The following is a 22,887-nucleotide window of genomic DNA, read 5'->3' as shown; positions in this document are numbered from 1 at the left end:
TGCACGCTGGCCCTGGAACATTCCGGCTGTGCGCGTACACTAGTGCGTAATTCCTGTCTGTGGCGGCATGCCCTGCTCTGTCGGCTCCACTTCGTTGGATATTCCGGAGAGATCGCCATTGGATATGTCTCCGTTCGGCAAGAATGCTTCCGCAATATTCGTATCAATCACGTTTGCGTGAAGCATGTTCGCTTTCAGGAGATTGGCCTCAGATAGGTTCGCGCCTTGGAGGTTCGCCCCACTCAGTTCCGCCTCAACCATGCTAGCTTGAGTCAAATTAGTTTTAGATAGGTTTGCCGAAGCTAGATTTGCGGCATCCAGCCACGCGCGAGATAGGTTTGATCCAGCCAATACCGCGTCAGCGAGTTTAGCGCCACCTAGATCTACCTGTGAGAGGTATGCCCCTGTCAGATTGGCGCCGCTCCAGTCTGCATATGCAAATGTTGCGCTGGATAGATCAGGTTGAGAATGGCGCGACTTCGCAATCGTGCCAAGTACTCGTAGTGCGGCAAGCACGTCGGCGCCAGGCCGCCAAAGCGGCCGCTTTTTTGGCCGCTCGGGCAATAGTAAGCTTCTGTGTGAAATGGATATACTTGACGTACGTCCATCATGCTCCAAGATAAACGCGACTACCACATTCTCGATGGTCTCAGCGTCGGCTGACGAGTCTGCCGCGATGCGCTCAAGTGCATATATGCCACCGATACGAACCTCAACCGATTTATCCGAACCAATTTGTTCCACTGCCTTGGTGTACCGGTCGGTGATCGATTGTTGCTGAGTGGCCTTGAGCGTTTCCTGTCCAGATTCCCAGGTTTTTGCTGTGTAGTAGAGGCCGCCAGCTGTAAATAACAGGCCAAAGAGAACGCCCACTGAAGTGAGATTTTGCCATGGACGCTGTCGATATGCGTCATACAGTTCCTGGCGCTTCTCAACTGGCAATGTATCCAATTCGGCCTGTGTTGGGCGAGTCACGCGCGGTGTGCGGATGCGTAAAGATCGTCGTGACTGGGAGCCGGGTTTAGGTGTGCGCGTGGTCTGCTCAAGCTTGCGAAATGTCCTCGTGCCCCGGCGAGAACTGGCCGACTTGGTGCTGGTCGGCGTAGCCGGTAGCGGTTTGGAGGGTGCAGTAGATGGGTTCTGCGACTCGGGCGAAGCAGGGGCGCTCACGTCAGCACAGTATCGGGTGGCCTCACATCACGAGGGGAATCGATGATCGTGGATGGGAGGTTGTACGCTGCGCCAGCCGCCGAGGTGCTTCATTGGTCTGGTTCCCAACACCCCGCGTAGGCGGGACTCCAGGTCATCAGTACGAACGAGGCAAAGGAAGGGCTGCCGACGACTGGCGGTGGCCTGTGAGCAGAGATCAGCCGTGCTCGGTCTTGCTGCGGATTCGCTCCCATACGTGCATGCTGACGGCGCGGATCTCGGTTGAGTCGCGGAAGCATGCGGGGTAGAGCAGATTCTCCGGAGCATCGCCGTTTGGGATACTGGGGTCGGGTTCGGCCAGGGCTGGTGCCTCGACAACGATCCACCACTCGTTAGGACCGCACTGCTCCAGGATGGTGCCCGGTAGCCACGGCCACGAGTCGCGATCGTTTGTCTGGGCGTCGTGCAGGGGGTATCTGACGAGCACGGGGGTCTCCTCAGGGAAGCGCCCGTCATTGTCACCAGGGCGGCGCTTGTTGATCTCGTAGGTCATGGAGGCTCCTCTCCCACTCGCGAAGAGGGGAGCCACGGGAGCCAATTTTGGGAGCCACCGCCTTGCGGCTCCCTCAGACTGCCCGCGCCCTCCCCGGAGTGTTCTGTAAGGTGAGAAGCCCCCGATCGACTCTGATCGACATCTTCAGACCCTCTGGTGTTCCTTCGCATCGAAGGGGTCAGGGGTTCGAATCCCCTCATCTCCACCCAGGTCAAAGGCCGCTTCTGATCATCAGAAGCGGCCTTTTTGATCTTCTGGGTGACTAACTGAGTGACTATGCGTCCTTGAAGATCTGATCCATTGCCTCGGCCCCTTCGAGGAGCACCGGGCGGAGCTGCTTGCGATACACGGTCTCGGTGACCGTCGTGTTGCTATGTCCGACCAGGCGGGAGATGTTCTCCAACGGCATGCCGGAGTCGGAGAGCAGTGAGACGAAGCTGTGGCGCATCTCCCGAGGAGTCCATGCCTTCTCGTCTAGACAGGCCTTCTTGAGGATCGCGCGGAAGGATCGCCGGACGTTATGGGCGTCGAGAGGCGTGCCCACAGTCGATGCGAAGACCAGGTCGTGGTCCTGCCACCTGTCTCCAGCATCGGCACGCATCGCCTCTTGGCGTGCATGGTGAGCCTTCAGCGCGGTAACGCACCTTTCGGGTAGGGCGAGCGTACGGCGTGACTTCCTGGTCTTCGTGTCACCTCCGGCACGTACCGAGTGCCACACCATGATCGACGGTGGCACCGGGGGCGTTGCGTCCGGTCTGCCGACGAGATCCACATGGGACCACGTCAGCGCCCGGAGCTCCTCAGTACGGGCGCCGATGAGCAGGGAAAGCACCACGTAGGCGTGGAGCGTGGAATCCTCTGCGGCGGTTGGCACTGCCGCCGCCTGGTCGAGCGTCAAGGACTTGGACGGTCGCCCTTCTCTGCCCTTTGGGATATCGCAGAGCAGGACGACGTTCCGCTTCACCTTGTCGCGAGCCTGAGCCCGATCCACCGCACGCTTGAGCACTGAGCGGACTTCCCGGAGGCTGCGGGTGCTGAGCTCCTTGGCCTTCTGCGCCAGCCAGCGATCCACGTCATCGGCCGAGAGCTCGCGTAGCTTTCGCGCCCCCAGCGCGGGGATGACGTGCTTGTTCGCCAGGAAGGTCCTGGTATCTAGCGTGGCTTTCTCTCGCCCGCTGAGGCCGAATTCCAACCAGTCACGTACGGCGTCGGCCACGGTGTAGTTGTTCCCCGTGATGGTAAGCCCGTCGTCGTGATCTCGGATGATCTCCTTGAGCTTGTTCTTGGCTTCGGTCTTGGTCCTACCGCTGCCCTTCTTGACGATGCGCTTTCCGGCAGGGGTGTAGCCGATCGTGGCGGAGGCGATCCAGCGCTGCCGCTTCTCGTTCCAGTACAGGCCGCCGTCTCCTTTGCTGCGTCGTGCGGTCATGATGCCTCCCGTTCGAGTAGGGCGATGTAGTCGTCGATGGCCGAGGCGGGGATGAGCCGAGTTCGGCCCTGGGTGACCGAGCGCAGGCGGCCCGATCGGATGAGTTCGTAGATCACGCTGCGGCTCAGGCTGAGCAGGCGCATGGCTTCGCAGACGCGGTAGAGCCGCCGTTCGTGCAGCGGTGTGGGTGGGGTCATCCGTCCTCCCGCTCTGCCGCGATGTGGCGGGCGGTCTGGACGCGTTGGCGGATGTGCTCGGCCATGATCGCTTCGCCGGGCGTGTGACCGATTCCCGCGAAGCGCCAGTGAGCCAGGACGAGCGTGGTGTCGTCGCCGAGCGCGGGCAGGCCGTGGCGTTCGCGGGCTTCGGCGGCGCGGTGGGCGGCGCGCGCGTTGCGCAGGTCGGTGAGCTTGAGCGAGTAGGCGCGGCTCTTGCTGGAGAAGTGGCCGCGGAAGCCGAGCATGTGCGCCCAGGGCCGGAGCCGGAGCGCCTTGAACTCGGGACGGGCACCGAGGTGCCAGCAGGTGCGGATCATGCGCCGGGCGTGGTCGGTGACGGGCAGGGCGTTGAGGTCAAGGCCGGGTTTGAGCCCCGTGCCGTAGCAGTGGGCGCAGGTGACCGTCAGGCTCAGCCGTCCGCGTCCGGAGCAGGCTGCGCAGGACAGGCGGTGATCGACGGTGCCGGAGGCTTCGGCGCCCTTGGTGGCGTACTTGGCGATATAGGAGGCGACGGCTCGTTCGCTGAGGCCGTCGGCGCTGGGGTCGAGCAGGATAGGGCGGATGTCGAGCTGGTTGCCCCAGGTGAGGGTCCACCGGCCGAGCGTGCTCGGGGGCGTAGTGAGGGTCACTTGTTGAACGGCAGGCGGGATGGCTCGGACGAGCAGGTGGTGGTCGGCCCAGTCGGGTGAGGGCTCGGTCGGTCCGTCAGGGCCGTCGAGGCGGATGATGGCGTGGAAGTGGATGAGACCGCGTCGCTGGTACTCGGCGACCTTGGCGAAGGACACCTTGACGTGCCGGGCTAAGGTGCGACGGCTCATCCCGATCTGGTTGGCCGGCTCTTGGCGGATGGCCAGGGTGAAGCGGTGCCACAGGCCGCCCGCGTGGGCTTGCCACAGCACCGCGCCCGTGTAGTCGTAGCAGTCGGGGCAGATCGGTTGGCCGAGCCGTTTGTCCTGTGGCTCGTGTCGTAGATGGCAGCCGACCGGCCGTCCGTGATCACATACCTTGCCGTGCTTGCGACGCCATCGGCTCCCGTCCCCTCCTGGGCGTCGTCCGCCAGCAACTCGGCATCGTGGTCGAGCTGGCCCAGAACGCACGCGGCGCCATCGCCGACACCGTCGTGGATCTGGCCGCCCAGTACGCCCAGTTCGTCGCCTGGATGTCACTCGACATCGACGACCAGGCGGCCGCGCTCGCCTGGTACGACCGTGCCCACGACTGGGCGCTGGAGATCGGCGACGTCAACATGGCCACCACCACGCTGAGCATGAAGGCCCACCAGGCGTGGAGCGCAGGCAACGCCCGCAGGACGGTACGGCTGGCCGAGGCGGCTCGCTGGCACGATGGCCGGGTGACCCCCGGCGTACGTGGCATGGCGACCCAGATGGGTGCCCGAGGCCACGCTCTGGCAGGAGAAGCCCGGGCGTCCCGCACGCTGCTCGACGAGGCCGAAGCACTCATCCGCCAGGCCGCTGACCACGCCGATGACGAACCGGTGTGGATGTACTTCTACGACGAGACCTGGTTCCGCCTCCAACGCGGCATGACCGAGCTCTATCTGTCCAACTGGCCCAAGGCCGTCGATCTGCTCACAGCCGGAATGGACAGTCTGCCCAAGTCCTACAAGCGTGATCGCGCCTGGTACGGCTCATGTCTGGCCAAGGCCCATGCCGAGGCGGGAGATGCGGCGACAGCGCTCCAGGTCGCCCTCCCCGTCGTGGCCGATGCCGTCGAGCTGAACCGCCACGCACACAAGGAGCTCGTCAACGTGAAGGTCCTCCTCGGAGAGCGCAGGTCTCCTCTCGCGGATACGCTGGAACAGGCGCTCACGACTGCCCGCCGTACATCGGCCTGACGAGGCAGAATGGCCCCGATTCTGGGTGACCAACTGAGTGACAATCGCCGCGGACGGCGATGGACTCTGGTGACCGAGGGCGGACAGGTTTCCCTGGTCAAGCTGGCCTCCGCCAAGATCACGACCCTGCTCGCGTTGCTTCGCATCGAAGGAGTCAGGGTTCGAATCCCCTCATCTCCACCCAGGTCAAAGGCCGCTTCTGAGCGACTATGCGTCTTTGAAGATCTCGTCCATTGCCTCCGCTCCTTCGAGGAGCACCGGGCGGAGCTGCTTGCGGTACACGGTCTCGGTGACCGTCGTGTTGCTGTGTCAAACCAGGCGGGAGGTGCTCTCCAGCGGTACACCCGAGTCGGACAGCAACGAGACGTGGGCCGTGGGATGCACCAGCCCACGAATAGAGGGGTACGGCAGCGCGGGCCGCCCGGCGGGCAGGAAGATCGACCGCGAGCAGGTTGTCCGGCACCGGCTGAGGCTCGGTGCCGGACAACGGGGCTAGCCGGCTGCCCGCAGGATCAGCTTTGTCACCACCTCGGGATGGCTGAGCATCGCGACGTGCGAGCTGTCGATCTCGACGGTCGTGGCTCCGGCCCGCTTGGCCATGGCACGCTCGGCCGGGGGCGGGATGATCCTGTCCTGCCGGGCGACGAGGTACCAGCTCGGCACCGTCTTCCAGGCCGGAAGGCCGGACGGTGCGACGAGTGCGGCCAGCGCCCCGGGACGCTGGGTGGCGGCCATGATGCCGGCGATGCTGCGCGGAAGGTCCTGGGCGAACAGTTGGTGGAAGTAGGCGGGGTCGATGTAGGCGTCCCCGTCGCCGGGCGCGGCGCCTGGGTAGGGCCGCACGATGAGGTGGTCAGTGACCTCGGTGTGCCCGCCGCCCAGGGAGTTGGCCGCGGCCACGCTCTCGCCCTCGACGGGGGCGTAGGCCGCGAGGTACACCAGGGCCTTGACGTTGGGGTTGGCGGTGGCGCCGTTGCTGATGACAGCCCCGCCGTAGGAATGACCGACGAGCACGACCGGCCCGTCGATGGTGGTCAGGAACTGGCGTAGGTACTCGCCGTCTGCCTGGGGCCCGCGCAGCGGGTTGGAGAAGGCGACCACTTTGTAGCCGGAGGCCAGCAACTGGCCGGCGACGGGGTTCCAGCCGCTGGAGTCTGCGAAGGCGCCGTGGACCAGGACGATGGTCGGCCTGACTGCCTTGGCGGACGCCCGCGCCGAGACGGCCGGGCCGAGAAGGGCCAACGCGCCGAGGGCGACCGCGGCCATCGAGGCGGCGATCAGCCTGAGCAGCCGATGGGAAGGTAGTGGTGTCATGAAGACCTCCTGCGATGCAGTGGTTGGATCACCACATCGTCAGCGGGCGCACCTGGGCACCGGACCACGCGAAGTTCGTAGTCCTCGCCTCTGGAATCACGGCTTCTGCGTGGCTTACCTTCACCTCATGATCAGAGTGGGGGCGTTGCTGGGTCGCGACGACGAACGTAAACGGTTACAAATGCTGCTCCGCGGCGCGCGCAACGGCCATGGTGGATCGCTGCTGATCACGGGGGAGCCGGGCATCGGCAAGACGGCGCTGCTGGGGGACGCAGCCGGGGCGGCCGGTCTGTCGCTGCTGCGCCTGGACGGGGTCGAATCGGAGATGACCTTGCCGTTCGCCGCGATCCAGCGGCTCACCCTCCCGCTGGGCGATCAGTTTTCCGCCTTGACCGAACGTCAGCGGCAGGCGATCCAGGTTGCCTCGGGCCTGGCCGAAGGCCCGCCGCCCGACCGGTTCCTGGTGGCCATGAGCGTGCTCGCCTTGCTCGCCGCGGCCGCCGCCACGATCCCCGTCGTCTGCGTCGTGGATGATGCGCACCTGCTCGACCAGGAAAGCCTGGACGTCATGGCGTTCGCTGCCCGGCGCTTGGCCGTCGAGCCGGTGGCGCTGCTGTTCGCCGCCCGCAACGAGAACGGCTTCGCCGCCCGAATGGGCGGCATCCCGGAACTGACGCTCGCCGGGCTCAGCCAGGAGTCCGCGACCGCCTTGCTGCGCCGCTCACTCAGCGCGCCGATCGACCCGGCCTCCGCCGCGGCGATCGCCCGCGCCACCGGTGGGAATCCGCTGGCGCTCATCGACCTGGCCGAGGACCTGTCGGCGCAGCAACTCGGCGGCCTCGGCCTCGGCAATGACCCCATCCCGGTGGGCCGCCACCTCGAAGAGCACTATGTACGGCAGGCGCGACAGTGCGATCCCCAGGTCCAGCAGTGGGTACTGCTGGCCGCTGCCGACACCACCGGCAACCTCGACCTCGTCACCGCCGCAGCCGCCACGATGGACCTCCCCGGGGAGGTTGTCGACCGGGCCGAGAGCGCCGGGCTGGTGGAGCTGCGCGAGACGATCCGGTTCCGGCACCCGCTGGTCCGATCGGCCATCTACAACGCCGTCTCCGGTGCCGAGCGCCGCCTCGCCCACCGGGCTCTGGCCGCGGCGGCGGATCGCGTCGGGATGGTGGAGCTTGAGGCCTGGCACTCGGCCAAGGCCACGCTGGGAACCGACGCGGAGGTGGCTGACCGGCTGGAGCACACCGCCGACCTCGCCGCCCGCCGAGGCGGTCTGGCCTCCAGGGCAAGCATCCTGACCCGGGCTGCGGAGCTGACCCCTTCCGGCGATGACAAGGCCTCGCGGCTGGCAGGCGCCGCGGAGGCTGCGCTCGCGGTGGGCGCAGCACAAGTCGCCCACGAATTGCTGGGCAGGATCGACCCGACCGGCGTCGATCGTGTCCATCGTGGACGCGTGATCGTCGTTCGCTGCGGGGTGGGCCTGTTCATGGCCGACCCAGCCGTGCTCCTGGGCGCGGCGGCCGAGCTCATTCGCGCTGTCGACGACTTCCACGGCATCGACACCCAGCGTGAGCAGCGTGCTGCCATCCTGGCATTCGATGCCTGCGTGGTAGCGGACCGGTTCATGCAGGGTGTCACCCCGCAGGACGTGGGCCGGCGGCTGGAAACCGCGGCACGCCTGGCCGATGGGTCGGGCGCGACGATCCTGGCTGGTCTCGGGGCGCTCATCCTGCAGCCCTACGCACAAGCTGTCCCGCCCGCCAGGGCCGCCTTTGAGGCGATCTTGGAGCTACCCGACCACGAGATGTTGTCCATGGCCTCGGCGATCGCGTCGCTGGGCACCTTCCTGTGGGACGACGCGGGCCGCCGCGCCGCGCTCCATCGGGCCGCGGCTGCGGCCCGCGAGGCCGGCGCGCTGCAGGCTCTGGATTCTCTGATGTGGATCATCTCACTGGCCGAGCTGACCGGCGGCACGGTCGTGCGGGCTGAGGAGGCCATGGCGCAGGTCCGTGACGTACGGCTGGCGATGGGCTATGACACCGAGAATGTGATCAACGCGGCGTTGATGGCGTGGACCGGTGCTCCGGGCCATGTCGTCATGGCCATCGCGGACGGAGCGCGTGCGGTCGGGTTCGGCGGTGTCACCACTTCCGCCATCGCGGCTCTCGCTCTCCGCGATCTGGCCGAGGGTCACTACCGTGAGGCCTATGACCGGCTCAAGCCGCTGGTCGACGACCCGTACCTGCATGTCACAGCCATCCAATACGCCGACTTCACCGAAGCGGCGGTTCGCAGCGGCCACGCGCCTCAGGCTGAACGGGTCAGCGGGCTGCTCACCGAGCTCGCCACGGTCAACGGATCAGCCTGGTGCCGGGGTGTAGCGCGCCGCGCCCAGGCGCTGACCAGCCAGGGCGCGGCAGCCGAAGCGCATTTCCTGGCCGCGGTCGAGGCGCTCGGCCCTACCTGCGCGGAGATCGACCTGGCTCGCACCCATCTGCTGTACGGGGAGTGGCTGCGGCGGATGCGGCGTCGCCGGGAGGCGAGCGAGCAGTTGCAGGCCGCGATCCGGCATTTCGAGCACAGCGGCGCCCACATGTTCCTGCCTCGTGCCCGCGCCGAACTCGAGGCCACGGGGGTCAAGCCGGCCAGCTCCGGCGACGCCGAGACGCCCGACCTGACCTCCCAGGAACTGGTCATCGCCCGGCTCGCCGCGGCTGGACGCACCAATCCGGAGATCGCGGCCAACCTCTTCATCAGCGTCAACACCGTCGACTACCACCTGCGCAAGGTGTTCCAGAAGCTCGGCCTGTCCTCACGCCGCCAGCTCGCGGACCGGCTCAAGGACTTCGACGGCCGAAGGACTACGTGAATCACGTGGTCCGCCCGCTCCCGCCCCGGCGCCAGGCTCGATCCACACCCATCGAGCCGAGGGAGACCCACCTTGCCTTACGTCACCGCCGACGACGGAGCGCAGATCTTCTACAAGGACTGGGGCAGCGGCGGAACACCGGTGCTGTTCAGCCACGGCTGGCCGCTCAACGCCGACGCCTGGGAGGCCGCTGCCCTGTTCCTGGCCGAACACGGCCATCGCGCCATCGCCCACGACCGGCGTGGACACGGCCGCTCCTCGCAGACCTGGCATGGCAACGAGATGGACACCTACGCCGACGACCTGGCTTGCCTGATCAACCACCTGGACTTGCGTGACCTCACCCTGGTCGGGCACTCCACCGGCGGCGGCGAGGTCGTGCGCTATCTGGGACGGCACGGCAGCGCCCGCGTCGCCAGGGCGGTCCTGGTCGGAGCGGTACCGCCGCTGATGGTCCGCACCGACGACAATCCCGACGGGCTTCCCATCGAGACCTTCGACGCCATCCGTGCCGGAGAGGCCACCAACCGCTCCCAGCTGTACCGCGATCTGGCCGACGGCCCGTTCTTCGGCCACAACCGCAAGCAGGATGTGCCGCAGGGGTTCCGGGACGCGTTCTGGCTGCAGAGCATGGCCTGCGGGCACCGGGCCGCCTACGAGTGCATCGCGGCCTTCTCCGCCACCGACTTCCGGTCAGACCTCGCCAAGATCGACAGGCCGGTCCTGGTCATCCACGGCGACGACGACCAGATCGTCCCGTTCGAGGTCGGCGGGAAACGGTCGGCCGCACTGATCGACGGCGCCGTCCTGAAGGTCTACGAAGGGAGCGGACACGCCCTGCCAGACACCGACCGAGACCGCCTGCACGCCGACCTGCTCGCCTTCATCGGCGCCTGACCTGGTGAAGGAGCTTCACATGAACGACAGAATCCGCCCCGACACCGTGGTCCTCGTGCACGGCCTGTGGGTCACCCCGCGCAGCTGGGAGGAGTGGGTCAAGCACTATGAGGCCAAGGGTCTGAACGTACTCACCCCCGCCTACCCGGGTTTCGAGATCGAAGTCGAGGAACTGCGCGAGAACCCTGAGGCCATCGCCAATCTGACCATCTCGGCGACCCTCGACCACCTGGCCGCGGTCATCGAGGCCATCCCCACCCCGCCGATCATCATGGGCCACTCCTTCGGCGGCACGCTCACCCAGCTATTGCTGGCCTGCGGGCTCGGCGCCGCCGGAGTCGTCATCGACTCCGCGCCCACCGAGGGCGTACGGGTCAACCCGATCTCGCAGGCCAGGTCGCTGTTCCCGGCGCTGAAGAACCCGGCCAACCGGCACAAGGCAGTCGGGTTCACGCCGGAGGAGTTCCACTACGCCTTCACCAACACCCTGACGGAGGAAGAGTCGCGCAGGGTGTGGGAGCGCTACGCCATCGCGGCCCCCGGCTACTGGGTATGGGAATACGGGCTGTTCGCCAACTTCAAACCCGGCCACCAGGACACCTGGGTGGACTACTCCGCCGACCGCGCTCCGCTGCTGTTCATCGCCGGTGAGAAAGACCACATCATGCCGCCGTCAGTGAACAGGTCGAACGCCAAGCACTACCACAAGTCTCCCGCGCTGACGGCGTACCACGAGTTCGCGGGACGAGACCATTGGACCTGCGGCGCGCTCGGCTGGGAGGCCGTGGCCGACTACGCCCTCGCCTGGGCCCTGGACCACTCCTGACGAGATGGGCGGCTCCCTTCCGGGAGCCGCCCTGACCCGGGGCCAACATGATCGAACTGAATCTCCGGGCCGGCTTGGGAGCAGGCCGCGGCCGTCAAGAGGATCTGCGCCGCCCGCACCGTCAGGCGTGGGTGCGGGCCACCGGCGAAGCGGACGGCATATGGGGCGGTCTCACCCCCGAGGAGCGCCGCCGCCTGCGAGCACCCATCGAAAGGGCGACATCCGTATGACGCGCGTACACGTACCCGACGAGGCCATGGTCCTGGTGCCCGGCCAAGGCCTCATCCTCACTCCCCGAACAGGCACCCTGGCCCGGCTTGGTACACAACATCCCACCCGGGCGGGAGACCGACGGCGGTGCCTCCTGGACATGAACGCCGCCGCGCAGGTGGTGGCGCTGGAATCCGCCCCCATCGCTGCGGCCAACGACCACCGGCGCTGATCCCATGACGAAGGTGCAGTTCACCCACATCGGCGGTCCCACCGTCCTCATCGAGTTCGACGGCTGGCGGCTGCTTACCGACCCGACCTTCGATCCCCCCGGCCACACTTACCCCTTCGGCTGGGGAACCTCCTCATGCAAGCTCACCGGCCCCGCTGTACCACTCGAGAGCCTGCCGCCCATCGACGCCATCCTGCTCTCGCATGTCCACCACGGCGACAACCTCGACGACGCGGGACGCGCCCTGCTGCCGGCCGCCGCTGCGATCGTGACGACCTCCTCCGGTGCCCGGTCCCTGCCGTTCCCGGCCCACGGGTTGCAGGCGGGGCAGGCGACCCGGCTGGAGGCGCCCGGCCGCCCATCCATCGACATCACCGCCACGCCCTGTCGGCACGGGCCCCCGCTGAGCGGGCCGATCGTGGGCGAGGTCATCGGCTTCTCGCTCACCTGGCCCGGCCAGGAGCACGGACCTCTCTGGATCACCGGCGACACCGTCTACCATCGCGCACTCCGTCGAGCCGCTGCCGAGATCCGGCCGGGCACCATCCTGCTGCATCTGGGCGGCGTCGGTTTCCCCCTCACGGGGCCACTGCGCTACACCATGACCGCCAGGCAGGCCGTACGGCTGTGCGAGGCCATCATCCCGCGCACGATCCTGCCGGTGCACTACGAGGGATGGCAGCACTTCCGACAGGACCGCGACGGCATCGAGCGGGACCTGCGGCGGGCGCCGAAGCAGATCAGCAGCTTGTTCCACTGGCTGCCCCCCGGGTCGGCAGAACAAGTGCAGCTATAGATCGCGGCACCGCCGCGCGGAAGTGGATGACCATCTGGTCGCTCTTCTCGCGGCGTCGCAACGACGATCAAAGACGATCCCCGCATTACCGAGAAGGGGCGGAAGTAGCCATGACAACCACCACCACCTAATACCCAGAACAGAGCCAACAGGCCGCGACGGTCGCGCATGACAACCTGGATCAGGATCGTGGTCAGATAGGTGATCGAGGCTTGGGTCAGAACGCCCTCGGCGCGTTCCTCGGCGGCCGCATCGTCGACGCCTTCTCGGTCTCCACCGTGCTGATCTGCGGCGGGCTGACCGCTCTGCTCATGGCGCTATCCCTATGGTCACTCACCAAACCCCGCTGAGCCGTCCAAACAGTCCCGACCCGGGAAACGATCAATCTAGATCCGGGAAGCGATCTTCAGAGCCTTGCTTCCGTAGCAGTTCAGACTGACTCGTGAACACCCCACCCAGGGCCGTTCTTGAGACGGCCCACTTTGGATTGACGAGTTCCCGTCTGATCATCGCGATCAGGCGGGATCTTGTCGTTTCAGGGGATTCCGAATCGGGTTCGTCCTGTTGTGAACCGCGGGGTGAGCGTCCGGGAGAGGCCGGGTGGTGTCGGGCCGCTGGTGGAGGACTGCGATCACGTCGTCGGGCATGCCGGAGCCGACGCCGGGCTGGACGCTGCGACGCGGTGATGTGAGGCGTGGCTTAGCGCTCAGGTGGTGGCCTGCTCTGGCCATCTGTGAGCGGCGATTGGCTGGTCGCCGGGGTCTCGGGGATGTCAGCGGAGCCGATGGCTTTGTCTGGGGGCTGCTGAGTCAGGCGCCACTGGTCGAGGAAGTGGTCGTTGGCGACGGCGACTGTCAGCGCGACCAAGATGGATTGAGCGACGCGTCCGTGAGAGGTCGTGGCCCTTCAGTCTGCCGTTCAGCCCTTCGGTTATGGCTCTGGCGGTCGAATACGTTCCTCGCCAGGCAGGGCTGAGGTAGGGCAGGTCCTGGCGGAACTTGTCGAGGTGACCGAGATCGCCGGGGTGGACCGTGACGCTCTGCTGGCTGCAGATCTTCGGCAGTTCACCGATCGTGGCGTCAGGGGCTGGTGGCCGGATGCGGGGTTTGGCCGCCTGATGGGCTGCCCGCTGGCGGGTGTCGGCCAGATCGACCGTGACGGAGCGGCTGGGTTGGCGTTGCTGGACGCGCTCGAAGCGGGGACAGGTGACCGAGGGGGAGGGGCCGGCTGCCGGGCACTGAGCGCGGACAGCACCGCTTGCGTTCGCGTTCTGTTTGATGCGCAGCCAGTACGGATCTCGCGCATCGATCAACGCGGTGAGTTCGTCCGACGGGGTGCGGACAGCTGCGTCGTCCAGGTCGGTGGTCGCGCAGGCAAGCCGGTCGGGCGTTTCTGGGCAGGCCAAGCGGCCGTCGATGAGCAGTGCGCCGTGGACACTTCCCTGCACCCCTCGGTGGTCGACTTTGTAGTCGAGGGCGAGCCGGTAGCCGAGCTCACGAACTGGATGAGCGAAGTGGGCGGGTTGCTGGTCGGTGTAGGCGCGGTCGACGACGGCGATGCCGGCCGGGAAGCCGAGGTCGGCCAGCGGTTTGAGGGTGGTCACGGCGCCTGCGCCGATGCGCTTGTGTGGGGTGTCCAGGACCAGGCCGAGCGCCAAGTGGGGGAAGGAGCCGACAGTCGTGCGGGTGCGGGCGGCGACGGTGAGGGTGGCGCTGTAGCCGTAGGTGGGTCGAGACGCCCACGGTGCTGCCGGGGAACTTCTCGATCAGTTCCTGGACGCTCCCCCGTCTCCGGCACGAACGCCGCCAGGTAGACCAGCGCCTTCACCTCGGGGTTCCCGGTGGCGGCGGCGGAGATGACGGCTCCGCCGTACGAATGGCCGATCAGGATGATCGGCCCGCTGCTGCGCGTCGGAGGAGAGCCCCGGCAGCGGGTTCGGCGCGGCGACGACCGGATAGCCGTCGGCGACAAGCCGCTGCTCCGCCCGATTGTTGTTCACCGCGGCAAGACCTGTTCGCCCACCGCGCCGAACAGGTGATCGCCGACCCGAATCAGGAGAGCCCTGGCCAGCGCGTAGCCTTTCCTCAACATCACTTAGTTCGAGGAAGACCGATGGCCGACGCCTCCCCCTCCCGACGAAGCGGCGGAACCGAACCGACGCTCGTTGTACCCGCTGTCGCGCCCGTGGCCCGTCCTGGAGGCGGCACCGCTTCGCTGACCGTCCAGGTCCTCGGTCCCTTACGGGTGTGGCGTGATGGCGTCGAGGTCGACACCGGACCGCGACAGCAGACCTACCTGCTAGCCCTGTTGCTGATGCACGTGGGTCGACCGGTCAGCGCTTCTGAGCTCATCGACCTCGTCTGGGACGACAGGATGCCGACGTCGGCGTTGAACATCGTTCAAAAATATGTCGGGGCGTTGCGACGGCTGCTCGAGCCGGACCTGCCCGCGCGGGCGCCCGGCTCCTACCTCCACTACCGCAGCAGCGGCTACCAGTTCGATGACCGCAGCGTGGCACTCGATCTGACTGAATTCCGGCATTTCCTCGGCCTCGCCCGCGCCGCCATGGACGCTCAGCGCTTCGAGGAGGGAGCCGGCGCATACGAAGAGGCTCTGTCACGGTGGCGAGGGTCGGCGGGCGACGGGCTGACCATCAGCACCACCGCCAGACCGCTGTTCGCCTCCGTCAACCGCGAGTTGCTCGACGCCTGCGTCGAGGCCGCTCACGCCACCGTGTCTCTCGGTCATGCCAAGCGCATCTTGCAACCGCTGCGCCTGGCCGCATGGATCGCGCCCCTCGACGAGACCATTCAGGCAGCGCTCATGACCACCCTGGCAGCGTCAGGACAGCAGGCGGAGGCGCTGTCCGTTTTCGACACGGTGCGCGTACGGCTGGCCGACGAGCTGGGCATCGATCCCGGTCGAGCGCTCCGCGAGGCGCACCAGCAAGTTCTCCGACAAGGCGAGGCCGTCTTCGCACCACGTGGCGCCGGCCTTCTCCCGGAAGCCGCGCCCCGATCCACGTCCGGCGCGCGCTCCACAAGCGAATCGCGGAATCCTTCCGGCAGCCGGTCCGATCGTCTGGTGGGTCGGCAAGAAGAACTTGCCCTCCTCCGCCATGCCATCGACTCGGCCACCCTCGCCCGAGCGCAGATCGTCCTCGTCGAGGGTCCAGCAGGAGTGGGCAAGAGCCGGTTGCTTGCCGAAGTCACCGACGAGGCTGCTGCGAACGGTGCTTTCACCTTCTGGGGGCGGTGCCACGACGGCGAAGGTGCCCCGTCGATGTGGCCCTGGGTCCAGATTGTCGATGCCCTGATCGCGGCACTGCCGGAGGAGGACCAGGCGCGTTGGACCGCCGAACTCGGCGACCTGCTGCAGCATCCTGCACGCGATGCCGAAGTCATGGCACGGCCAGATGCCGGAGCGCAATTCCGTTTGTACAGCAACGTCGTCGCACTGTTCGGCGCAGCCGCCGCACACCGGCCCGTGGTCGTTGTCGTGGATGACCTTCACTGGGCAGATCCGGCCTCGCTGCAGCTGTTCGCACACCTGGCCGAGTCGCTCCCGGACAGGAGCGTGTTGATGGGCACCTTTCGCGGCCATGCACCGATGCCCAGCCCACACCTGCGGCGCATGCTGGCGGCGGTCGTGCGCCAAGACCGCCACCGGCGCATCGTCCTTGGCCCCCTTGGCCCCTCTGATGTCGCCGAGTTGGTCCGACAAGAGACTGGGCGGTCTCCGAGTCCCGGCGTCGCGCGGAGCATCCAGGCCCGCACCGAAGGCAATCCTCTGTTCGTGCGCGAGCTCGCGAGATTTCTGGCCGAAGAGGACCACCTGTCTGACCAGGTGGCAGCCCGAGCCGGCGTCCCGTCCGCGGTACGTGACATCGTCCGCGACCGGACGGGCAAGCTCGAGGACGGGGACCGCCGTCTCATCGAAATCGCGGCCCTGATGGGCCGCGACATCGACACCCGCCTGTTGGCGCGCGCGGCCGGCCTCGACCCCTCGCAGTGCCTCGTTCGTCTGGAGGCCCTTGAAGCGGTCGGCCTGGTTGAGGTGACCTCCGACTCCCTGAGCGACTGGCGGTTCGTGCACGATCTCGTCCGCGAGTCAGTGGCCCACTCGACGTCACGATCGGACGCAGGCCGCTTCCACCTGCACATCGCGTCCGCGCTCGCGCAGACCCAGGACCCGACCGAGCGTCATAGTGAGGCACTCGCCCACCACCTGTGTTCGGCGGGCCCGCTCGCCGAGCCGGAGCGAACAGCGCAGGCACTGATTGTCGCGGCCCGCATCGCGGCACGACGCTCTGCCTACGAGACCGCGGAGAAGCACCTCGACGCCGCGGCCGGAATCGCACGCGGCAACGGACTCCTCAGCCTTGAGCTGACCGCGCTGACCGAGCTGACCGCCATCGCGGGCATCCACGCCGGCTTCGTCGGAGCCACCATGGACCATCTGGACCGCGCCGAGGAGGTCGCGCGGTCGCTCGGCCGAGAACGGGAGGCTACCGGCTTCCTCTTCTCCCGATTTCTGGCCCATGCCCAGGGCATCCAGCTCGACGCCGCCCGGCATCTCGCGCGCCGGTTGCTGGACCACGGTCGGCGCTCCTCCGACCCAGTCGTCCAGGCTTCCGGACATCACGCGTGGGGCGTCCACCAGTGGAGTTCAGGCAACATCGGTGAGGCCTATCGGAACCTGAGTCAGTCCGATTCGCTCATCCACGCCCATCGGGACGCCGAGCCGCTGCGACACCGGCTCCAGATGATGACCCCGGTCATGTTGGCGCTCAACACCGCCCTGTACGGCGATCTGGTTGCCGCGCGCCACCTTTTCGACCTGGTGGAGTTCGACGCCGGCGGCGACCCCTATGCCCTCAGCATCTGGGGCTCCTTCGCCGTCACCGCGGCTGCCACCGGTGGAGACTCCGCCTGGGCGCTGCGGGCGGCCGAGACGGCTATCAACGCTGATCCGGACTTCACTTTCACGTTCTCCGGCAGCTACCCACGGCTCGCCAGGCACTGGGCGACAGCCATGTCCGGCGGTGACCCGGTCACGTCGGCCAGAGAGATGGAGCGCATCATCGAGACCACGCTGGTCGACCCACCTCGATCGAACCTGGCCACCTGGTACGCGCTTCTTGCCGAGGTCCGGCTTTGCGCCGACGAGATCCCGGCCGCCATGACCGCGTTGGACAAGGCCGAGACGTTCATCGACACCTACGGCGAACGGTATGCGGAGGGCTTGGTTCTCCTCATCCGCGCGAAGGCGCTCCGAGCCGGCGGCGACATCCAGTCCGCCGTGCGCGCCGCCCATCGAGCGCTCGTCCTTTCGCGGGAGCGCGAGGCCCACCTTTTCGTAGCGCGCGCCAAGAGCTTGCTCGCCGAGCTCCCCTGCGGCGGTTATGACGATGTTCTGGGCCTGCCCGCGGATCCCGGCTAAGACGCCTCTGGCCCCAACGCCCCGGGGGTGATCCGCGAGACCGCCTGCTTTCCCCCGGTCGCCGTGATCCGTCCCCACACCCGCGGGGTGAACCTAGTCCCCGTGGTGACGGTCCTGCGTTCGTGCTCCTGGCCCTAGGCCCCTGGAGATGACCCGATGATCACCTTCCGGCCCCGGCGGCCTGTACGCCACTGGGATGATCAGCTACCGCGCGGTTGTCGCCCTCGGCATGGATCCCTATGCCGAGGGCGCTACGCCCAGTTGGAGCCGGGCTGGCCGTCCGGCTGTGGCCCACTCCGCCCGGAATCTGATTCGCGTCGGCAGCGCTTTTGCCCTGGTGGAGGCATCGCCGATCCTTCCCGCCCATCCCCGCCGTCAGCGGTGGCAGGCGAAATCCCGGGCTCGACACCTCCCCGAATGCAGGAGCCGCTTTAGGTAGTTAGTAATGGTCGCTCGTGCAACCTCGGGTGCCGCCGAGACGCGATCAACCGACCTCCCCGCCCGGTGCGTAGCCGTTGATCCCGGTAGCGATCGCGTAGAGGCCGTCGGCTTCCCCGACGCAGGCACCCATCACTCACCAGCCGTTGTGGCCGTGAGCGCATGCCCTCCACCTGGGAGCGAGTGTCCGGCTTGCCGATGGCCTGCACGATTCCCCTGGCCCGCATCGGCTTATCGGGCGGCCAGCAACGCCACCACCTGCTGCCGGAACCCCCGCAGCGGTGGCAGGTGGGGCACCTCACCGTCGGAGGCGAGGTGGGCCTGGTCCGACGGCTCCTCCTCGAGGATCACGCTGTCGTCTTCGGCCATGGCGGTGTTGTCGCAAGGGGCGTCGGTGAACTCCGTCAGGGTCTCGCGCGTGATGGCCAAGCGCTGCAGTCGTGCCTAGACCGCGGCCAGTTGGGCTCGCAATTCCTCGGCCTGCTGGAGCGCGGCCGTCTCGGCCTGGGCCACGCGTTCCCAGAATGACGTCATTAGCGCCTCCCGAAAGGAGCGGCAACTGTATCCCGCCCGCCGCATTCACGCCATGCAGCCCGACAACTCCACACTGCAAACGGCGAAACACTGGCAGTCACTACGCTGCTTCAAGATCCTTGAAGCGGAGACAAACCCCGCCTGTCGCGCTTCCAACTGCACAGCCGTACGCGTGAACACCCCTATCCGAACGCCGCGGTCAGGTTCTGGCGACAATGTCCAGCATGGCAACCACCTCTCCCGCGTCCAGACTGATCACCGGCGCAGCCCGAGAACGGCTGCGTCCGCTCGGCCTGCGCCGGCAAGGCGGATCCCGGATCTGGATCGATGATCACGGCTGGTGGCTCGGCGTCGTGGAATTCCCCTCCCCGCACTGGAGTCAGGGGAGCGGGCTGACTGTGGGAGCCATGTGGCTGTGGTAGGACTTCGACCATCTTGCCTTCGACTTCGACGAACGCCTCCGGCCGGCGGAGGGTTTCCGTGATGAGGTGCAGTTCGCCTCTGTCGCGGCCCGTCTTGCTCAGCAGGCCGAGCGGTGTGTCCAAGATCTAAGGGTCCGGTTTGCCGACCTCGGCACCACCGCCGACGTGCTGATGGGGCGTCCCAGCCGGCCCGGCTTTCTGTGGGAAGATTTCAACGCTGGCGTGGCGGCCGCACTTGTGGGGCAGGTTGAGGTCGCTCGTCAACGACTTGAGCGGGTCTGCGACGAAGATCCCTTCACCGACTGGATCGAGCAGGCTCAGCAGATTGCTCACCGGGTCGCGGGCATGGCGCACGACGGCATGGCAGTCCACCAGTGGGCCAGGACGAAGATTGCGTCATGTAGAGAAAAACTGTCTCTCCCGGAATCACCGAAGCCGCTGATCATCGCCTGACGGAAAACCGGCTTTCTCCCTGCTCCGCGCCGCCTTGAAGGCGAGCATCTCTTGGAAGTTCGCAGATGCTGCGAGCCAGTCCAGGGCTGCGCTCATCAGACTGGGAAACGATCATCTTTAAGTCGGGAAGCGATCTTAAGGTCGGTTCTATCTCGCCAGACCATCTCAACTCGTGAACACCCCACCCAGGTCAAAGGCCGCTTCTGATCATCAGAAGCGGCCTTTTTGATCTTCTGAGTGACATGTTGCCAGCGGAATGGCGCTCGCCTTCCGTGGCTGAGGTGGAAGGCGCCTGCCCGTCTGCCATCGACCCAGGGCAAGCCCTAGCAGACCAGCCGCGGGGCCACCTACCCTCCATCACGGCCCTGGCACCGGGCGCATGCCTGAGGCAGCCCCGCGGCTGCCCCGCTACCCTGCGGGTGGGTCGATGGCAGACGGGCAGGCGGGAAGGCGCGAGCTTGAGGTGCTGGGCGAGGTGCGGGTGTTGCGGTCGCCGTCGAGGGGGACCAAGGTTCCCGCCGCGCGGCGCCTCACCGTCGGTGGGGTGACGCTGGAATAGTGAGTCTTCGCCATCTTCGAACATGCAGGTCGGAGGCTCTGGCGTGGCGCTCGCTCGGGGTACTCGCGACGGCGCGGCCCGAAGGGCACATCAGCCCCAGCGTCATCTCCCGGTGCGGTACGTTCTCGCGGCCCACGGCCGGCGACGGCGTCCGCGAGGCTCGCAGCCAGGTCTCCGTGGCCTGTAGTGTGCGGAAGTGACAAGAAGTGAGCGGCTTGCGGAGCAGTTGGACTGGTACTGGCGCAAGAACCTGCGGCCGCGGCTGGACGGTCTTGCCGATGAGGAGTACTTCTGGGAGCCGGTGCGCGGCTGCTGGAGCATCCGCCCACGTGGCAGGTCGGCCGCCCCGATGTCGGCAGGTTCGGGGGAGTGGGCGATGGACTTCGCGTCCCCTGACCCGGTGCCGGCGCCGGTGACCACGATTGCCTGGCGGCTGGCGCACATCATCGTCTCGTGCCTGGGCTATCGGGTCGGATGGCACTTCGGCGGCCAGGACGTCGACTCCCAGACATTCGCCTACGCGGGGACCGCTGACGAGGCGCTGAAACAGCTCGATGAGATGTACGGGAGATGGAACGCGGGGGTCCGCGAACTCTCGGACGCCGATCTGGAGAATCCGCCCACGGTGGGTCCCGAGCGGCGTCCCATGGAGGTCATCGTCCAGCACGTCAACAGGGAGCTGATCCATCACGGCGCCGAGATTTCCCTGCTGCGCGACCTCTACCGCTGGCAGGACTGAGCCGTACCGCGCCGAATATGACTTTTCGGTAATCGGCGATCGAGCTTCGGACATGCAGGTAGAAGGCCCCGGAGCGCATCAAGCGTCCCACCACAACCCCTTAGATGGGGCCAAAACTCAGCGGAACGTACTTCTCCGATCACAAGATGGGCCACCGTCCACCCGTAGAACCAGGCCTCAGAGCATCGAGGGACCGAGTGACAAACTGAGTGACCTCAGGGATGCCTCACACCGCTCAATCGTGCACGTCGATGCACACTGAAATATCGAGTGACCAGCTCAAACACCTACGTCAAGTGATCAATACGAATGCTTCGCATCGAATTGCGGGCGTTGCTGGGCGACCACCTGCCGCCGTCCTATGACTGACGGGCGAAATACGCCTCTCCTGTGCCTTCCTGTCACAATTGTCCGCCATGACCCTCAGTCAAGGGGAAGAGCAGCGGGCAGGATGGGCCGAACTCTTCTTTGACCTCGTGTTCGTCGTCGCCGTCGCCAGGCTCGCCCACCTGCTCGAAGGTGATCCGGGGCCGGCGCAGTTCGGCACGTTCGTCCTGCTCTTCGTGGCCCCCTGGTGGGTCTGGCTGACCGTCACCGTCTTCGTGAACGTCACCGGCTCCGACAGCACCCGCTCGCGCCTGGCGCTGCTCGCGTCGATGGCGGCGATGGGCGCGATGGCCGTCGCCATTCCGGAGGCGACCGGCGAGCGGGCCACCGTCTACGCGTTGGGCTTCATCGCCTCGCGCGTGGTGTCGTTCGCGATGTGGCGAGCGGTCGCGCCACTGAAGATCGTCCTCGCGTTCAACGGGTTCAGCTCCGCCCTCTGGGCGATCTCGATCTTCGTCCCCCCGTCGTACCGGGCGCCGCTCTGGCTCGCGGGCGTCGCCTGCGAGGTCGTCACGCTGATCGCCATCCAGCCGCGCAAGCACGAGCCGTCCTACCAGGTGCCGCACATCGTCGAGCGGGTCGGGCTGTTCGTCATCATCGTGCTGGGCGAGTCGGTCGCCGCGGCCTTGGGCGCGTTGGATCAGCACTGGACGGCTGCCGGATGGGCGGTGCTCGGCCTCGGTTTCGTGCTCTTCGCGGCACTGTGGTGGAGCTACTTCGACTTCGCGTCGGTGGTCGCGGCGCGCCAGCTGCTTCCGGCCAAGAACTCGCGGGTGCGGGACGTTATGGGCATCGGGCACTTCCCCGTCGTCGCCGCGCTCACCTCGATGGCCGCAGGGCTGGGCACGGCAGTGGCCGAGCCCGGCCACCTCCCGTACGGCGCGGCGCTGGCGCTCTGCGGCGGCCTGGCGCTCTACCGGCTGACCTTCTTCGGGCTTGCCCTGCTGCTCGGGCAGCCCCTGGGCCCGGCGGCCGGCTGGACCGCTCTCGGCTTGGCGGTCGTGGCGGGCACGCTCGCGCTCTTCCCGATCCTCCCAGCCTGGGCAGTGGTGGGACTGCTCGCCGCCGAGGTGGTGACCCGCCTCACGCGGACCTTGACGGTACGGCGGGCAACGGCCGAAGTCACCTCACCCACGGCGCGCCCCCAGCACGAGGGCGCTCGCTAGGCGACCACGCGCGCGCTGCCGCCGTCGACCGGCAGGGAAAGTCCGCTGGAGGCTCGCTCGCCAGGAAGGCGATGACGTGGGCCTGTCCGATCCGGCAGGGTGGGAGTGCTTCGAAAGCGCCGTAGCTCTTCTACCTGCGGCGCGGTGTTCGAGTAAGCCGCCATGAGGTCCACAAGGGGCCGTTCTCGAGACGGCTGGACTGAAGTTGACGGGATCTCGTCTGATCGTTGAGACCGGGCGGGATCTCGTCGTTTCAGGGGTTCCGAGTCTGGTTCTGCCGGGGTTGGGGCCCACGGATCGGGCGCGGTGAAGGGCTCAGGTGCTGTCTCGCGGCCGATGGAGTGCGGTGGACGAGCCGCTGGGTATGGCGAAGCCCTCGGCTGGCGGGGTGCT

21 protein-coding genes are annotated in these 22,887 nt (G+C 67.0%); 12 read left to right on the top strand and 9 right to left on the bottom strand.

Annotated features, from left to right (window positions below; translation table 11 throughout):
* Positions 1 to 39: 39 nt before the first annotated feature.
* From KIK09_RS60370 to KIK09_RS46830, 5 genes are all read right to left on the bottom strand, one after another.
* Entirely contained in the window at positions 40 to 873 is an 834-nt protein-coding gene (locus tag KIK09_RS60370) for a pentapeptide repeat-containing protein (protein ID WP_214326014.1), read from the bottom strand.
* Positions 874 to 1,366: 493 nt separating this feature from the next.
* Complete coding sequence (locus KIK09_RS46845) at positions 1,367 to 1,702, bottom strand: hypothetical protein (RefSeq protein WP_214326013.1); 336 nt, start codon at positions 1,700 to 1,702, stop codon at positions 1,367 to 1,369.
* Between the two features lie 274 nt (positions 1,703 to 1,976).
* Positions 1,977 to 3,131, bottom strand: a complete 1,155-nt coding sequence (locus tag KIK09_RS46840; RefSeq protein ID WP_214326012.1) for a site-specific integrase — start codon at positions 3,129 to 3,131, stop codon at positions 1,977 to 1,979.
* Positions 3,128 to 3,328, bottom strand: coding sequence for a helix-turn-helix domain-containing protein (locus tag KIK09_RS46835; RefSeq protein ID WP_214326011.1), 201 nt, complete (start codon positions 3,326 to 3,328; stop codon positions 3,128 to 3,130). The genes KIK09_RS46840 and KIK09_RS46835 overlap by 4 nt, the downstream gene beginning before the upstream one ends.
* The gene (locus tag KIK09_RS46830; protein ID WP_308164719.1) at positions 3,325 to 4,446 is read right to left on the bottom strand and encodes a replication initiator; all 1,122 of its coding nucleotides are present in this window, start codon (positions 4,444 to 4,446) and stop codon (positions 3,325 to 3,327) included. The genes KIK09_RS46835 and KIK09_RS46830 overlap by 4 nt, the downstream gene beginning before the upstream one ends.
* Here KIK09_RS46830 and KIK09_RS46825 point away from each other — a divergent pair.
* Positions 4,422 to 5,204, top strand: a complete 783-nt coding sequence (locus KIK09_RS46825; protein ID WP_214326009.1) for an NsdA family TPR-like regulatory protein — start codon at positions 4,422 to 4,424, stop codon at positions 5,202 to 5,204. The genes KIK09_RS46830 and KIK09_RS46825 overlap by 25 nt on opposite strands.
* Positions 5,205 to 5,696: 492 nt before the next feature.
* Here the strand turns inward: KIK09_RS46825 and KIK09_RS46820 are convergent, their stop codons facing one another.
* Entirely contained in the window at positions 5,697 to 6,518 is an 822-nt protein-coding gene (locus tag KIK09_RS46820) for an alpha/beta fold hydrolase (RefSeq protein WP_214326008.1), read from the bottom strand.
* A 127-nt stretch (positions 6,519 to 6,645) separates the two neighbouring features.
* Between KIK09_RS46820 and KIK09_RS46815 the strand changes: the two genes are divergently transcribed.
* From KIK09_RS46815 to KIK09_RS46795, 5 genes are all read left to right on the top strand, one after another.
* Positions 6,646 to 9,393: a helix-turn-helix transcriptional regulator gene (locus KIK09_RS46815; protein ID WP_214326007.1), complete on the top strand. Its 2,748-nt coding sequence runs from the start codon at positions 6,646 to 6,648 to the stop codon at positions 9,391 to 9,393.
* A 72-nt stretch (positions 9,394 to 9,465) separates the two neighbouring features.
* Positions 9,466 to 10,290 (top strand): alpha/beta fold hydrolase, encoded by an 825-nt coding sequence (locus tag KIK09_RS46810; protein WP_214326006.1) that lies wholly within the window; start codon positions 9,466 to 9,468, stop codon positions 10,288 to 10,290.
* Positions 10,291 to 10,309: 19 nt separating this feature from the next.
* Positions 10,310 to 11,116, top strand: coding sequence for an alpha/beta hydrolase (locus tag KIK09_RS46805; RefSeq protein ID WP_214326005.1), 807 nt, complete (start codon positions 10,310 to 10,312; stop codon positions 11,114 to 11,116).
* Positions 11,117 to 11,562: 446 nt separating this feature from the next.
* Positions 11,563 to 12,354 carry an MBL fold metallo-hydrolase gene (locus KIK09_RS46800; protein ID WP_214326004.1) on the top strand — a complete coding sequence of 264 codons (792 nt, stop codon included), beginning with the start codon at positions 11,563 to 11,565 and terminating at the stop codon, positions 12,352 to 12,354.
* 212 nt (positions 12,355 to 12,566) lie between these two features.
* Entirely contained in the window at positions 12,567 to 12,704 is a 138-nt protein-coding gene (locus tag KIK09_RS46795) for a hypothetical protein (protein ID WP_214326003.1), read from the top strand.
* 422 nt (positions 12,705 to 13,126) lie between these two features.
* Here the strand turns inward: KIK09_RS46795 and KIK09_RS46790 are convergent, their stop codons facing one another.
* Both KIK09_RS46790 and KIK09_RS60825 read right to left on the bottom strand, forming a co-directional pair.
* A complete protein-coding gene (locus KIK09_RS46790) occupies positions 13,127 to 14,011 on the bottom strand; it encodes a hypothetical protein (RefSeq protein WP_214326002.1) in 885 nt (294 codons plus the stop codon).
* The gene (locus tag KIK09_RS60825; protein ID WP_372455788.1) at positions 13,954 to 14,211 is read right to left on the bottom strand and encodes a hypothetical protein; all 258 of its coding nucleotides are present in this window, start codon (positions 14,209 to 14,211) and stop codon (positions 13,954 to 13,956) included. The genes KIK09_RS46790 and KIK09_RS60825 overlap by 58 nt, the downstream gene beginning before the upstream one ends.
* Between KIK09_RS60825 and KIK09_RS58620 the strand changes: the two genes are divergently transcribed.
* Positions 14,195 to 14,392, top strand: a complete 198-nt coding sequence (locus KIK09_RS58620) for a hypothetical protein (RefSeq protein ID WP_250574875.1) — start codon at positions 14,195 to 14,197, stop codon at positions 14,390 to 14,392. The genes KIK09_RS60825 and KIK09_RS58620 overlap by 17 nt on opposite strands.
* A 74-nt stretch (positions 14,393 to 14,466) precedes the next feature.
* Positions 14,467 to 17,796 (top strand): ATP-binding protein, encoded by a 3,330-nt coding sequence (locus KIK09_RS46780; RefSeq protein ID WP_214326000.1) that lies wholly within the window; start codon positions 14,467 to 14,469, stop codon positions 17,794 to 17,796.
* Between the two features lie 669 nt (positions 17,797 to 18,465).
* Here the strand turns inward: KIK09_RS46780 and KIK09_RS46775 are convergent.
* Positions 18,466 to 18,663, bottom strand: coding sequence for a hypothetical protein (locus tag KIK09_RS46775; RefSeq protein ID WP_214325999.1), 198 nt, complete (start codon positions 18,661 to 18,663; stop codon positions 18,466 to 18,468).
* 593 nt (positions 18,664 to 19,256) lie between these two features.
* Here KIK09_RS46775 and KIK09_RS46770 point away from each other — a divergent pair.
* From KIK09_RS46770 to KIK09_RS46760, 4 genes are all read left to right on the top strand, one after another.
* Positions 19,257 to 19,643, top strand: a complete 387-nt coding sequence (locus tag KIK09_RS46770; RefSeq protein WP_214325998.1) for a hypothetical protein — start codon at positions 19,257 to 19,259, stop codon at positions 19,641 to 19,643.
* A 427-nt stretch (positions 19,644 to 20,070) separates the two neighbouring features.
* The gene (locus KIK09_RS59725) at positions 20,071 to 20,202 is read left to right on the top strand and encodes a hypothetical protein (RefSeq protein WP_275956530.1); all 132 of its coding nucleotides are present in this window, start codon (positions 20,071 to 20,073) and stop codon (positions 20,200 to 20,202) included.
* A gap of 196 nt (positions 20,203 to 20,398) precedes the next feature.
* Positions 20,399 to 20,941, top strand: coding sequence for a DinB family protein (locus KIK09_RS46765; protein ID WP_214325997.1), 543 nt, complete (start codon positions 20,399 to 20,401; stop codon positions 20,939 to 20,941).
* A gap of 416 nt (positions 20,942 to 21,357) precedes the next feature.
* On the top strand, positions 21,358 to 22,494 hold the full coding sequence (locus KIK09_RS46760; protein WP_214325996.1) for a low temperature requirement protein A: 1,137 nt from the start codon (positions 21,358 to 21,360) through the stop codon (positions 22,492 to 22,494).
* Positions 22,495 to 22,887: the final 393 nt, after the last annotated feature.

The sequence above is a fragment of the Nonomuraea sediminis genome, from assembly GCF_018531495.1.
Taxonomy (GTDB): domain Bacteria; phylum Actinomycetota; class Actinomycetes; order Streptosporangiales; family Streptosporangiaceae; genus Nonomuraea; species Nonomuraea sediminis.
Note: the sequence above shows the minus strand (reverse complement) of the source record. Positions and strands in the feature narration are given on the sequence as shown.

Excerpts from the sequence above, each read along its gene's own strand:
- KIK09_RS46800 (WP_214326004.1), top strand. The coding sequence starts at position 11,563 with ATGACGAAGGTGCAGTTCACCCACATCGGCGGTCCCACCGTCCTCATC.
- KIK09_RS46805 (WP_214326005.1), top strand. The coding sequence starts at position 10,310 with ATGAACGACAGAATCCGCCCCGACACCGTGGTCCTCGTGCACGGCCTG.
- KIK09_RS46780 (WP_214326000.1), top strand. The coding sequence starts at position 14,467 with ATGGCCGACGCCTCCCCCTCCCGACGAAGCGGCGGAACCGAACCGACG.
- KIK09_RS46835 (WP_214326011.1), bottom strand. The coding sequence starts at position 3,328 with ATGACCCCACCCACACCGCTGCACGAACGGCGGCTCTACCGCGTCTGC.
- KIK09_RS46845 (WP_214326013.1), bottom strand. The coding sequence starts at position 1,702 with ATGACCTACGAGATCAACAAGCGCCGCCCTGGTGACAATGACGGGCGC.
- KIK09_RS46820 (WP_214326008.1), bottom strand. The coding sequence starts at position 6,518 with ATGACACCACTACCTTCCCATCGGCTGCTCAGGCTGATCGCCGCCTCG.
- KIK09_RS46815 (WP_214326007.1), top strand. The coding sequence starts at position 6,646 with ATGATCAGAGTGGGGGCGTTGCTGGGTCGCGACGACGAACGTAAACGG.
- KIK09_RS59725 (WP_275956530.1), top strand. The coding sequence starts at position 20,071 with ATGGCAGACGGGCAGGCGGGAAGGCGCGAGCTTGAGGTGCTGGGCGAG.
- KIK09_RS46840 (WP_214326012.1), bottom strand. The coding sequence starts at position 3,131 with ATGACCGCACGACGCAGCAAAGGAGACGGCGGCCTGTACTGGAACGAG.
- KIK09_RS46760 (WP_214325996.1), top strand. The coding sequence starts at position 21,358 with ATGACCCTCAGTCAAGGGGAAGAGCAGCGGGCAGGATGGGCCGAACTC.